We start from the raw sequence: 13,029 nt of genomic DNA, 5'->3' as shown, positions 1-13,029 counted from the left end.
TTTTTCGACGACCTACCGTAGGGTCCTTTTTCACCCCTTCGGAGTACCCCCCTTTTCCCCATAGAAAGGTAGGGGTCTGAGAAGCCCTGACGAGCGGAGAAAAAGTACGGCTAACTCTGGGAGAAAAGTACGAGGCGAAGGCATGGCTTCCTAAGATATTTTTATAAGTCGAATGGGGGTACAACCAATACCCAAAATGCCTAACTTTGGTACGCTGTTGATTCAGATCCAGCGTACGACTAACTACTCATACTTAAGCTAAAGGTTCGCCAATGAACACCAATGACTTTTCCATCCGCCACATAGGCGTAGGGCAGCATGAAGCCCAGGAGATGCTTCAGACCATCGGAGTCAAGTCTCTTGATGAACTCATCGATCAGACCCTTCCCTCGAACATTCGACTAGAGAAGCCCCTGGACCTGCCAGAGCCCATGACCGAACGGGAGTTCGCTGAGCACATCGCAGACCTAGCTTCCAAGAACGAAGTATACACCTCTTATATAGGCCAAGGCTGGTACGACACAGTCCTGCCACCCGTCATCCAGCGCAATGTCCTGGAGAGCCCCGTATGGTATACCTCCTATACCCCCTATCAGGCTGAGATCTCTCAGGGTCGTCTGGAGGCGCTCTTCAACTTCCAGTCCGTCATCACCGACCTGACCGCCCTGCCCTTGAGCAACTGCTCCCTGCTCGACGAAGCTACCGCAGGGGCTGAGACCGCCTTCCTGCTCTTCAACGAGCGCTCCAAGCCCAAGGTCAAGGCCGAAGCACGCAAGCTCTTCGTCGACAAGGACGTCTTCGCCTCTACACGTGACGTCATCCTGACCCGCTGTGCTCCTCAGGGTATCGAGGTCGTCCTCGGGAAGTGGCAGGAGTTCGACTTCGGTCCCGAATTCTTCGGCGCTATCGTGCAGTATCCCGGTTCGCTCGGTGGAGTCAATGACTACTCTGAATTCGTCGAGAAGGCACACGAAGCAGACATCAAGGTCGGGGTCGCTGCAGACCTACTCGGCCTCGTCCTGCTGACACCTCCAGGAGAATGGGGTGCAGACGTGGTCTTCGGCTCGGCTCAGCGCTTCGGTATCCCCATGTACTTCGGCGGACCTTCTGCAGGCTACATCGCTTGCCGTACCGAGTACAAGCGTACTCTGCCCGGACGCATCATCGGGCTCAGCAAGGACCGCCTAGGCAAGCCCGCCTATCGTCTGGCTCTACAGACGCGCGAACAGCACATCAAGCGCGAACGTGCTACGAGTAACATCTGTACCGCACAGGCCCTGCTCGCCTCGATGAGTGGCTTCTACGCCATCTACCACGGGCCAGAAGGACTGAAGAACATCGCTCGTCGTGTCCACTCCTACGCAGGCTTCCTAGCTAAGAAGCTCACCGACCTCGGCTACCGCCTTCTTCATGAGAACTTCTTCGACACCCTCTGTGTCATCCTCCCCGAAGAAGCAGGCTTCGCCGACAAGCTCCGTGAGATCGCCGAAGAGTGCCGTGTGAACCTCTTCTACGCTCCCTGCGGTACCGTCGCCCTGCTAAGTATCGACGAGACGACTCTGCCCGAAGATATCAGCGTACTCTGCTATATCTTCGCATCGGCACTAGGTAAGGAGAGCAACTTCAACGACGAAGTAGGCGAGCACACGATCCACATCGACCGCAAGTTCGTCCGTACCTCACCCTTCCTCTCCTACGAGGTCTTCAACAAGTACCACACCGAGACCGAGATGATGCGCTACATCAAGCGACTGGAGCGCAAGGATATCTCCCTCACCCACTCGATGATCTCCCTCGGGTCGTGTACGATGAAGCTCAATGCAGCTAGCGAAGTCATCCCGCTGAGCAACCCCGCCTTCTGCAACGTCCATCCCTATGCACCCGCAGAGCAGGTACAGGGCTCACTCGAGCTACTGGAGAACCTCAAGAGTCTCCTAGCGACCATCACCGGACTCCCCGTCGTCTCGCTCCAGCCTAACTCTGGTGCAGCAGGCGAATATGCAGGTCTTCGCACCATCCGCTCTTACCACGAAGCTCATGGCGGTGGGCATAGGAACAAGGTCCTTCTCCCCGCCTCGGCACACGGGACGAACCCTGCCTCCGCCTCGCAGTGTGGCTATCAATGCGTGATCGTCGCCTGTGACGAGCATGGTAATGTCGACTGGGAAGACTTCATGAAGAAGACCGAGGAGCACAAGGACGAGCTCGCAGCGATGATGATCACCTACCCCAGTACTCACGGGATATTCGAGACCAATATCATCGACCTCTGCAAGCGTATCCACGACTGCGGTGCCCTCGTCTACATGGACGGGGCGAACATGAACGCTCAGGTAGGACTCACCAATCCAGGCTTCATCGGTGCAGACGTCTGTCACCTCAACCTCCACAAGACCTTCGCCATCCCTCACGGCGGTGGTGGTCCTGGTAGCGGTCCTATCTGTATGACCGATGCCCTGGCTCCCTACCAGCCTACCCACGGCTATGGTGTCGACTACGAGCCCATCCAGGGTAATGTCGTCGCTGCTTCGCCTCTAGGTAGCGCAGGTATCGATGTAGTCTCCTACGCCTATATCCGTCTCCTCGGAGCGAAGGGCCTAGAGCGTGCCACACGTACCGCTATCCTCAACGCCAACTATCTTGCCGTCCGGCTCAAGGATACCTACGGCATCGTCTACACAGGCGCTACGGGTCGTGTCGGTCACGAACTTATCCTCGACTGCCGTAAGCTCAAGGAGGTCTACGGCGTCGATGAGAGCGACATCGCTAAGCGCCTCATGGACTTCGGCTACCACGCACCTACGCTCTCCTTCCCTGTACACGGCACGCTGATGATCGAGCCTACAGAGAGCGAAAGCAAGGATGAGCTAGACCGCTTCCTCGCTGTCATGCAGTGTATCTGGGCAGAAATGCAGGAGATCAAGGACGGTAAGGCTGATGCTGAGGACAACGTACTGAAGAATGCTCCACACCCAGAGTACGAGGTCGTCTCCGACTCTTGGAGCCACAGCTATCCTCGTGAGAAGGCCGCTTATCCGCTGGAATACCTCCGTGAGAATAAGTTCTGGATCAATGTAGCTCGTGTAGATAATGGCTTCGGTGACCGCAATCTGGTCCCCGCCTTCTGCGCCTGCATTGCTCCCTCTGTAGAGGGCTAGTTCCACACCTTTAAGCCCCACCCTTACTCTCCGCTCGGAGTCTCAGGGTGGGGCTTACTCTATCTAGCGCATCCCACCCCTCGCTAACTAATGAATAATTAGTACTTTTGCGCCTGATATTCACTAAGCACTTAACGACTTTTTGATAAACTAATCAGCTATGTACTGGACATTAGAACTTGCATCCAAGCTCGAAGATGCCCCATGGCCTGCCAGCCGTGACGAACTCATTGACTACGCCCAGCGCTCAGGTGCACCTATCGAGGTCATCGAGAACCTCCAGGAGATGGAGGATGAAGGCGAACTCTACGAATCCATTGAAGATATCTGGCCAGACTATCCGAGCAAGGAGGACTTCTTCTTTGACGAAGAGGAATACTAGTTCGTATCAAGGAGCGTACTGATGGGCAAGACTACCGCCACACATGGCTCTCGCTACCAGAGCTTGGCCTATGTGGGTAGTCTTGCCCTTTCAGCTCTTCTTCCCCTAGATCTCTCAGCTCAGACACGCCCCGAGGTCAGGCTATGGCAGGAGGCACTCCCCTACTACAATCCTGCGGCATCTATCGCCGGCGAAGGCGGGCAACTAGCAGCTCTCTACGGCCACACCGATAGCCGACACAAATACTACCTCATCCTAGGGGGCATGCCCCTGGAGCTCCTCGGAGGACAGCAAGAAGTCGGGGCTCAGCTCCTACATCATCAACAGGATCTATGGGAGCAGACGGCACTCTCTGCTCGTGGTGCTCTCAGCCTCCCTCTCAGCCTGACTCAGAGCCTTCACCTAGGTATCGAGACCACCTTCTACCGCCTATCCTTCGATGGGAAGCGGGCACAAGAGGAGGGGATCACTGATCAAGAGCTCCCGACGACTAAGACCGAGGGCAAGACCTTCGACCTCAGCCTAGGAGCCTACTACACAGGTAGGCGACTCTCGGCGGGTATCGCTGTCACCGACCTACTAGGATCGAGCGTGGCACTCAGTGAGCGCTACAGAGCAAAGACAAGCCCTCTCTACGTAGCCTTCCTACGCTACCGTATCGACTTGGGGAAGTCTCTGGCTCTCCAGCCCTCAGCCTTCGCCTCCTATAGCAAGCCTTCAGGCTGGAGGGAAGAGCTAGGAGCATCTATTTCTTACCAAGACCGCTTCTCCCTAGGAGCTTCTTACCGCTTCCATCATATATGGACGGCACATACGAGTATTAGCCTCGGGAGTCTTCGGCTAGGCTATCTCCTAGAGCAGGATACCCGCTCTCAGGGAAGCCCCATCTACCGACATGAGTTCTTCCTAAGCTATACCCTCCCCCTCAACCAAGGGAGCAAAGAGGAGACTCGCTACAAGAGTATTCGCTTACTTTGAAAAGGGTAACTTTGATACAGCAGATGATGAAGACACGATATACCCAACTCCAGACACTTCTGGGAGGCTGCCTACTGAGTCTCTCTCTCCTTGCATGTGGTGCTTCGCATACATCAAGAGGAGGAGAAGTGACAGCAGCCCGACTTGCTTCGTGGGATGAGCCTGCACCTCATGGTATGGTGCACATCCCAAGGGGACATATCATCCTGGGATCAGAACTCAGGGACAGTCTCTGGGGTACACCCGCCGTCAGCCGTGGGATCTCCGTCGAAGCCTTCTGGATGGATCGTACCGAGGTGACGAATGCTCAGTACCGTCAGTTCGTCTACTACGTCCGTGACTCGATCATCCGAGAGCGCCTCGCTGACCCAGCTTACGGAGGTGATGAGAGCTACAAGATCACCGAGGATAAGTACGGTGAGCCCGTAGCGCCCCATCTTGACTGGAGTCGCCCCATCCCATCGGAGAAGCGTGCTTCCGAAGAGGAGCTTCGTGCGATCCAGAGTGTCTACTACACTAATCCTGTCACGGGCGAGCGGAAGCTTGATCCCACCCAGCTCTACTACCGCTATGAGCGCTACGACCATAGAGCAGCTGCCCTCTGGCGCAATCAACTTCGCTCGGCGCAGGGCAATCCTCTCTGGGAGAAAGAGCGCCCAGAGAACATCCAGATCTCTAAGGACACAGCCTACATCGACCGCTCAGGTCAGATCATCCGTGAGACCATCACACGCCCCTTGACGAGCGAATACGACTTCCTCAATACGTACATAGTACCCGTACTACCTGATGAGACAGTCTGGGTCAATGACTTCCCCAACTCCACCAACGCCACTTACACAGCGAAGTACTTCAATCATCCAGGCTATGATGACTATCCCGTAGTCGGTGTGACATGGGAGCAAGCCCAAGCTTACTGTGCTTGGAGGACAGCCTTCTACAAGAAAGATCTACGACTGCCAGAAGGACAAGTCGTCGAAGAATTCCGTCTACCCACCGAGGCTGAATGGGAATATGCAGCCCGCATGGGCAACTCCAAGATCGTCTATCCATGGGGAACAGAAGAGGTACGCTCCTGTGATGGGTGCTTCCTTGGCAACTTCAAGCCCGGCGACGGAGACTACACTGCCGACCGCCATCTGATCACTGCCCGCGTCTCTTCGTATCCACCCAATGACTTTGGACTCTTCGACATGGCCGGCAATGTAGCCGAATGGACCAGCACCGCTTGGATAAGTTCTGGACTTCGACTAATCAGTGACGTCAATCCTGAACTATCCTACCCTGCGGACTTCAAGGACTCCCGAGACCGAACACTCAAGGTCGTCAAGGGGGGCTCATGGAAAGACATTGCCCGCAATGTACAGGCGAACAACCGCTCTCAGGCTGCACAGAATGCCGCACACTCCTATATCGGCTTCCGCTGCGTGCGCTCCGCCGTAGAGTTTAAGAAATAGCCTAACCAAACCTAGCAACGAGTCATGCAGAGAAACACAAGACGCCTACATCGTCTAGAGGTCTTCCTCTCCAGCGAGCGAGGCAAACGCATCCTCAATCGCTTCTATTCTTGGGGGGCAGCCTTTGTCATCTTAGGAGCACTCTTCAAGCTCCTGCACATTCGCTACGGTGATGAGATCCTCCTTGTGAGCATGCTCACGGAGTTCGTAGTCTTCTTCATCTCGGGCTTTGAGCGTCCAGAGAAGACGTACCGGTGGGAAAAAGTCTACCCCGAATTAGGAGAAGGTCGGGAGGGTGACCGAAGAGAGCAGCTTGCTCGTCGTGAGTCGCTCCTTCATCGTGCCGAAGAGTCCACTTCCGATATACCGTACACACAGAGTCATTCTATTGAGAAGTCTTCTTCCCTTCCTATAAACGAACTTGCTCATCTCCGTGAAGCCATCGATCGCTTAGGTGAAGCTACCGCCCAGCTCTCCCGTATTGGTTCAGTCTCTGGTGAGATGAGTCAGCGCTACGAGCATATGGCGCTTGATCAGGATGCTCTCTCGCAGCATTCAACTCAATATCTAGCAGAGATGGAGAGTCTCGCACGCAATGTCACAGGTCTCAATGCCATCTACGAACTTCAGCTCAAGGGCATCAGTTCGCAAGTAGAGACGATCGACCGCATCAACGCAGGTCTCCAGCATATTCGCTCGATGTACGAGGGAAGTCTTGAGGGAAGTACCACCTTCAGAGAGCAGAATGACCAGCTCGTCGATCAGCTTACCCAGCTCAATGAGGTCTATGCTCGCATCCTCCAAGCTTTGACAAGCAATATGGGGATACCGGGCAGTCCTCATACGCCTTATAGTACCTCACCCGAGCGTAGTGACCTTACCCACAAGTAAGCCCTTGTAGCCATGGCAGTAGGTAGCGGGAGCAATCCCAATCGTCAGCGCATGATCAACCTCATGTACCTTGTCTTCATCGCAATGATGGCACTCAATGTATCTCCTGAGGTTTTGGATGGCTTCTCCCTCGTAGAAGGAGAACTGCGCCAGGCTACCCTGCACAGCGAAGCCCAGAATGCACGACTTGCCTCAGATATGCAGGCTGCCTTCACCTCCAATCCTGAGAAGGTGCGCCTCTGGCAAGAGCGAAGCCGTGAGCTTCAGCTACGATCAGACTCACTCTACACCTATATCCAGAGCCTCAAGCAAGCTATAGCGGTCGAAGCGGATGGCAAGGGAGCTAACCCCGAATCTCTACAGAGAAGGGATGATCTCTCAGCCTCTTCCATCGTCCTTCTTGGTCCCATACGCCCTAAGGGAACTGAACTGAGACAGCACATAGAAGGCTACTGCTCCTGGATCTCCACACTCTTCGGTCAAGGAGCTCAAGGAACGAAAATCATACAGCGCCTCAGTACTCCTTCGGGTAAACAAGGAAAGAGTTGGGAAGAAGAGCACTTCGAGAACATCCCTGCCATAGCTGCGGTCACGCTCCTTACAAACTTGCAGAGCAATATCCGCTATATCGAGGGAGAAGCACTGGCCGAACTGCTCAAGGGAATAGATGCGCATGACTACCGATCCAATCAACTTACCGCCCAAGTAATACCAGAGAGTCGAATCGTACTCCGTGGTACCCCCTATCAAGCATCCATTGTACTAAGTAGCATTGATACGACGAAGCACCCCAAGATCTTTGTCAACGGAAGCCTACTACCTGCTACTTCGCAGGGGAAACTGACCCTATCAACTCCAAGCCTAGGGAACTTCCCCGTCAAAGGACACATAGAGACCGAACTCAATGATGGCACGCTCGTGCGTAGTAACTTCGAGAGTAGCTACACAGTCATTGAGCCCACCGCCACCATCGCCCCCACGATGATGAATGTACTCTATGCTGGGATCGACAATCCCATCAGAATCGCTGTGCCTGGGATCGCACTCCAAGACATATCTGCGACTATCTCCAGCGGAAGTCTCACACGAAAAGGCGACCTGTGGATCGCTCACCCGACGAAGGCTGGCGGAGAGGTGACAATCGCTGTCACGGCACGTACTCCGAGCGGACAGATGATGCCCGTTGCTCAGTCCAAGTTACGTGTTCGCTCCCTTCCTGATCCTATGCCCTACCTTGCACTGACTTCCGCCAAGGGAGACGTCTCTCGCTTCAAGGGCGGACGTATAGCGAAGAGTAGCCTACTGGCATCAGGGGGAGTCAAAGCAGCGATTGACGACTCCTTCTTGGAAGTAAACTATACCGTCCTTCGCTTCCAACTTATCGCCTTTGATTCGATGGGTAATGCCCTCCCAGAAGCATCTGCAGGGGCGAACTTCTCAGAGCGACAGCTTCGACAGATACAGAATACCCCTCGGGGACGTCGTCTCTACATCACGGGGATCATAGCTCGAGGGCCCGACGGTATCGAGCGACAGATCCCTTCCCTAGAGCTCATCATCGGATAAGCTCCGTCTAGACACTACAGCTATGAAGCAAATATCCCTCCTCCTTCTATCTACGACACTCGCCCTAGGCATCACTGAGCTCTCAGCGCAGGATACACCTCGCACGCCAGTGGTGCGTAAGGGGACGAAGACCCAAGGAAAGGCTACGAAGCAAACGCCACAGCCCTCGACCGATCAGCTATCAGAGCGAGCGAAGACCTTCGGTACGACGGATAGAGATCCCTACGAACATGCCTCCTGGCTACGTAGCATCTACCGGTCTATTGACCTCTCTCGGCGGGCCAATGCTCCACTCTATTCTCCTCAGGTAGCTACCGAGAGCGAAGGGAATCTCTTTGCCCAGATCTTCCAGCTCTATGCTACGGGGAAGCTATCTGTCTACGAGTATATCGACGGGACAGAGCAGCTAGATGAGGCACACCGACTCAGCTTCAAGGATTTCTTAGGTCGCTTCCATATCGACTATACCGAAGGACGCCCCTCATATATCCCATCGAGTGATGTGAAGAGCTACTACCTCAAGGAAGTTCACCTCTTCGACGAAGGGACTTCCACATATACAACCGAGGTCACTGCCCTCTGCCCCATCCTCAGTGGTATCGGGGATTATGGAGAGCTACGTATGCCCCTCTTCTGGGTTAAGTATTCAGACCTACAGCCCTATCTACGTACTCAGCTAATAGCGCTCAGTGCGCAGAATGGCGTCCGCCGCTCTACGCTGGACGACTTCTTCCGTCTTGGGCTCTACAAAGGCGAGATCATCAAGGCAGATGACCTACTTGGGCGAACGCTCGTAGAGGAATATCCCACTCCCGAAGCACAGAAGGAAGCCCAAAAGCAGATCGAGCGAGAGCTCTCCGACTTCCGCACCCAGCTCTACCTTCCCGACAGCATCCGACAGAGCGAAACTCCTACGATCAAGAAGAAAAAGGCAAAGCTCAAGAAGCTGGGTAGCTCCAGCGCTCAGAGTCAGCGCCTACCCTCTAAGGCAACTAAGCCCACTTCCTCTTCGTCCTCCCGTTCCGTACGTGATCGTGGTCAAGACTAATCCTCGGTAGGCATCATAAGCTCCCCCAGGAAAGCCACAGAGTCACCGAAGCAGGAGCTATAGATCCACTGAAATAGAAACCATAAGATCTACCGAAATAAAAGCCATCGGTCTACTAAACTAAAAGCCACGAGGCCACCTCTCGTCTGAGAGGTGGCCTCGTGGCTTTCTTATAGCTGTCTGAGCTATGCTGGAGAAGTAAAGCGGGCTTACTCCTTCACTTCCCAGTAAGCATCCTTCAGCAGGACATCTTCCAGCGAACGGATGCCGGGCTTCTGAGCACGAACTTCCTCGATCTGGTCGGTGACAGCTTGGTCGTAGCAGATATCTTCGACCTCACGGATGACCCCGAAGGCGACAGGCATATCATCATTCGTCCCCATCATCGCTAGCATGGTGTGGAGCGTAGGATCTACTTCGTGAGCGTCATGCGTCAGCACGTCGTCCAGCGTGTAGCCATCCTCGCCGATGGTGACAGCCTTGAGGCGGAGACCATCCAGGACAATCCCCTTGTTCTTCTCCTTACCGAAGATCATCTTCTCGCCGTGGCGCAGTATGATCGAGCGATCATCACGCACTTCACGCTGAGCTACGCCCTTGTGAATCCCGTCATTGAAGATCACACAGTTCACGAGGACTTCGACGACGGAAGCCCCCTTATGCTTAGCACTTGCTACCATACACTGCCCAAGGAGCTTCATGTCGATATCGAGCGAACGAGCAAAGAAGCGCCCACGAGCACCGAAGCACAGCTCTGCGGGGATGAAGGGATCCTCTACTGTACCGAAGGGTGAACTCTTAGAGACGAAGCCACGGGCAGATGTAGGAGAGTACTGCCCCTTCGTAAGACCGTAGATGCGGTTGTTGAAGAGGATGAAGTTCAAGTCTACATTACGACGGATAGCGTGGATGAAGTGATTCCCCCCGATAGCGAGGCTATCACCGTCACCGGTAGCGATCCAGACGCAGAGGTCAGGACGAGCGGTCTTCAGCCCTGTAGCGATAGCTGCTGCACGACCGTGGATGGTATGGAAACCATAGGCATTCACATAGTAGGGAAGACGAGAGGAGCACCCGATCCCAGAGATGACGGCAGTCTTCTCCGTGGGGATCCCCACCTCTGCCATGGACTTCTGCAGAGTAGCCAGGACGCCATGGTCACCGCAGCCAGGACACCAGCGTACGTACTGGTCACTCTTGAAGTTCTTAGCGTCTAACTTCACTGGGTTTGCATTCGTTTCCATAGGGCTATTCTTCGATAAGTTTGATGAATTCTTCGACTAGGTGCGAGAGGCTGAAGGGCTGACCCGTAACCTCATTGTACTGCCGTGGAACGAAGTTGTCGATCTTGCCACGCAGGTGACGAGCGAACATACCATTGTTCTGCTCAGCTACGATGACCTTCTTAAAGCGACGAAGGACTTCCTCAGTGTTCTTAGGCAGAGGATTGATGAAGCTGAAGTGGGCATGAGCGATCTTGTAGCCACGTTCGCGGATCTTATGCGTCGCTTCGAAGAGGTGACCATAGGTACCGCCCCATCCGACGACGAGCGTATCGGCATCCTGATCGCCTTCGACCTCTAGGAGAGGGATATCGTTAGCGATGTAGTCTACCTTCTCCTGTCGTGTCTTCACCATGAGCGCATGGTTAGCTGCGTCGGTGCTAATGGCGCTGGTCGTGTAGTTCTTCTCCAGACCTCCGAGGCGGTGCTCGAAGCCAGGAGTACCTGGCACAGCCCAGTAGCGCACCTTAGTCTCCTCGTTGCGGTAGTAGGGGCGCCATACCTCAGCTACACCTTCGGGGAGCTTAGAGACGTAGTTAGGCTCGATGGTGGGGAGCTCGTGGAAGTTGGGGATGCGCCAAGCAGAGGAGCCGTTGGCCACGAAGGTATCCGTCAGGAGGATCACCGGAGTCATATGCTCGATAGCGAGCTTAGCAGCCCAGTAGGCAGCGCTGAAGCAGGTATCGGGAGTCGTCGCAGCAAGGACGGGCAGTGGCGCTTCACCATTACGTCCGTAGAGCGCCTGCATCAGGTCTGTCTGTTCGCTCTTAGTAGGAAGACCTGTAGAAGGTCCCCCACGCTGTACGTCGATGAGTACGAGTGGGAGCTCGGCCATGACGGCTAGACCCAGGGCTTCACTCTTGAGTGCAAGACCAGGACCAGAGGTAGTCGTCACCGCTAGGTCCCCAGCGAAGGAAGCACCGATAGCGGTACAGATCCCTGCGATCTCATCTTCGGCCTGGACCGTCTTCACACCCAGAGCCTTGTGCTTAGCTAGCTCGTGTAGGATGTCGGTGGCAGGAGTGATAGGATAGCTACCGAGGAAGAGCTCGAGACCTGCCTGCTCAGCAGCGGCGATCAGCCCGTAGGCCGTAGCCTTATTCCCATTGATATCGAGGTAGCGTCCAGGGACAGGCTTCTGCGTCTCGATACGGAAGATACTTGCCGTAGCGTGGGTATTCGCACCGAAGTCGAAGCCGTGGTTGAGGGAGGCGATGTTAGCATCACGTAGCTGAGGCTTCTTGCCGAACTTACGGTCGAGGAACTGCTCTGCAGGGCCGAGTGGGCGATCGCAGATCCAGCAGATGAGACCGAGAGCAAACATGTTCTTGCATCGGAGTGCAGACTTGGCGTCGAGGCCGAAGTCCTTCAGTCCCTCCTTGACGATGGAGGAGATAGGAGCGGGGATCACCTGTTGGGTCTTCAGACCAAGCTCTTCGAAGGGCTCTTCGGTCTTGAACTCAGCCTTCTTGAGGTCATTGGCGGTGAAGGAGTCGGTGTCAATGATGATGATCGAGTCACGCTTGAGATGCTTCACACTGACCTTGAGGGCAGCAGGATTCATAGCCACGAGGATATCGGCTAGCTCCCCTGGGGTTCGTACCGTCCGTGAGCCTATCTGCACCTGATAGCCTGAGACACCGCTGAGCGTCCCCTGAGGGGCTCGGATCTCGGCTGGGAAGTCGGGGAAGGTAGAGATGGTGTTCCCCGTCATGGCGGAGAGGTCAGAGAAGATCGTCCCCGTGAGCTGCATCCCGTCTCCGGAGTCTCCGGAGAAGCGGATGACGATGTCCTTGAGGGTTTTGACCGCTTTCTGTTCGTCCATAGCTTTTTGTACTACATTGATATAATATGTGCGTCGGCGCACGCCTTACTCCCGAAGGGTAAGGCTAGTCTTCTGGTCAAGGATTTGTACCGATAAGTGATCGAGGACATGCTGCGTCGACATTCCGTTTGCTCTGCTTAAAGCGTAACAAAGCTAAGGAATAAAGTACACTTAGGCAAAACTCCTTAGCTAATTAAATACTTTAATAAATAATCTCTTCGTATAGGCTTCTTCTCCAGCGACAAAGCCATGAAGTGACCTTAGCTCCTCCCCTACTTCTCTGGAGCGAAAAGCGCTACTTCAGCCCCTTCTCTTCCCCTGAAGAAGGTGAGGGGCGAAGGAGGCTTTTTGTACGAGCTCCACAAGCCCTGTCTACAAGCCTCTTCTGAGGGGGTAAAAAGCGACCTATGGTGGATCGCCGAAAAAACCTACTGTGGGTCG

9 protein-coding genes are annotated in these 13,029 nt (G+C 54.7%); 7 read left to right on the top strand and 2 right to left on the bottom strand.

Annotated elements, in window-relative coordinates:
* The first annotated feature begins 272 nt into the window (after positions 1–272).
* The 7 genes from gcvP to gldN all read left to right on the top strand — a co-directional run bounded on the left by gcvP (position 273) and on the right by gldN (position 9,480).
* Positions 273–3,158, top strand: coding sequence for an aminomethyl-transferring glycine dehydrogenase (gene gcvP, locus HMPREF1556_RS01820; RefSeq protein ID WP_021666489.1), 2,886 nt, complete (start codon positions 273–275; stop codon positions 3,156–3,158).
* Positions 3,159–3,318: 160 nt separating this feature from the next.
* Positions 3,319–3,540 carry a DUF2795 domain-containing protein gene (locus HMPREF1556_RS01815; protein WP_005467333.1) on the top strand — a complete coding sequence of 74 codons (222 nt, stop codon included), beginning with the start codon at positions 3,319–3,321 and terminating at the stop codon, positions 3,538–3,540.
* Between the two features lie 21 nt (positions 3,541–3,561).
* The gene (locus tag HMPREF1556_RS01810) at positions 3,562–4,518 is read left to right on the top strand and encodes a PorP/SprF family type IX secretion system membrane protein (protein WP_021666488.1); all 957 of its coding nucleotides are present in this window, start codon (positions 3,562–3,564) and stop codon (positions 4,516–4,518) included.
* A gap of 26 nt (positions 4,519–4,544) precedes the next feature.
* Complete coding sequence (locus HMPREF1556_RS01805) at positions 4,545–5,975, top strand: SUMF1/EgtB/PvdO family nonheme iron enzyme (protein ID WP_083476363.1); 1,431 nt, start codon at positions 4,545–4,547, stop codon at positions 5,973–5,975.
* 24 nt (positions 5,976–5,999) lie between these two features.
* Complete coding sequence (gene gldL, locus HMPREF1556_RS01800) at positions 6,000–6,866, top strand: gliding motility protein GldL (RefSeq protein WP_021666486.1); 867 nt, start codon at positions 6,000–6,002, stop codon at positions 6,864–6,866.
* Positions 6,867–6,878: 12 nt separating this feature from the next.
* The gene (gene gldM, locus HMPREF1556_RS01795) at positions 6,879–8,432 is read left to right on the top strand and encodes a gliding motility protein GldM (protein WP_044125093.1); all 1,554 of its coding nucleotides are present in this window, start codon (positions 6,879–6,881) and stop codon (positions 8,430–8,432) included.
* A gap of 22 nt (positions 8,433–8,454) precedes the next feature.
* Positions 8,455–9,480, top strand: a complete 1,026-nt coding sequence (gene gldN, locus HMPREF1556_RS01790) for a gliding motility protein GldN (RefSeq protein ID WP_021666484.1) — start codon at positions 8,455–8,457, stop codon at positions 9,478–9,480.
* 209 nt (positions 9,481–9,689) lie between these two features.
* Here the strand turns inward: gldN and HMPREF1556_RS01785 are convergent, their stop codons facing one another.
* Both HMPREF1556_RS01785 and HMPREF1556_RS01780 read right to left on the bottom strand, forming a co-directional pair.
* The gene (locus HMPREF1556_RS01785) at positions 9,690–10,724 is read right to left on the bottom strand and encodes a 2-oxoacid:ferredoxin oxidoreductase subunit beta (protein ID WP_021666483.1); all 1,035 of its coding nucleotides are present in this window, start codon (positions 10,722–10,724) and stop codon (positions 9,690–9,692) included.
* 4 nt (positions 10,725–10,728) lie between these two features.
* Positions 10,729–12,588, bottom strand: a complete 1,860-nt coding sequence (locus tag HMPREF1556_RS01780) for a 2-oxoacid:acceptor oxidoreductase subunit alpha (RefSeq protein ID WP_021666482.1) — start codon at positions 12,586–12,588, stop codon at positions 10,729–10,731.
* Positions 12,589–13,029: the final 441 nt, after the last annotated feature.

The sequence above is a fragment of the Porphyromonas sp. oral taxon 278 str. W7784 genome (genome assembly GCF_000467855.2).
Lineage (GTDB): Bacteria > Bacteroidota > Bacteroidia > Bacteroidales > Porphyromonadaceae > Porphyromonas.
This window is presented reverse-complemented; position numbering and strand designations above follow the sequence as displayed.

Bases quoted from the DNA above. Each gene is read 5' to 3' on its own strand.
- gcvP (WP_021666489.1), top strand. From the start codon at position 273: ATGAACACCAATGACTTTTCCATCCGCCACATAGGCGTAGGGCAGCAT.
- HMPREF1556_RS01815 (WP_005467333.1), top strand. From the start codon at position 3,319: ATGTACTGGACATTAGAACTTGCATCCAAGCTCGAAGATGCCCCATGG.
- HMPREF1556_RS01810 (WP_021666488.1), top strand. From the start codon at position 3,562: ATGGGCAAGACTACCGCCACACATGGCTCTCGCTACCAGAGCTTGGCC.
- HMPREF1556_RS01805 (WP_083476363.1), top strand. From the start codon at position 4,545: ATGAAGACACGATATACCCAACTCCAGACACTTCTGGGAGGCTGCCTA.
- gldL (WP_021666486.1), top strand. From the start codon at position 6,000: ATGCAGAGAAACACAAGACGCCTACATCGTCTAGAGGTCTTCCTCTCC.
- gldM (WP_044125093.1), top strand. From the start codon at position 6,879: ATGGCAGTAGGTAGCGGGAGCAATCCCAATCGTCAGCGCATGATCAAC.
- gldN (WP_021666484.1), top strand. From the start codon at position 8,455: ATGAAGCAAATATCCCTCCTCCTTCTATCTACGACACTCGCCCTAGGC.
- HMPREF1556_RS01785 (WP_021666483.1), bottom strand. From the start codon at position 10,724: ATGGAAACGAATGCAAACCCAGTGAAGTTAGACGCTAAGAACTTCAAG.
- HMPREF1556_RS01780 (WP_021666482.1), bottom strand. From the start codon at position 12,588: ATGGACGAACAGAAAGCGGTCAAAACCCTCAAGGACATCGTCATCCGC.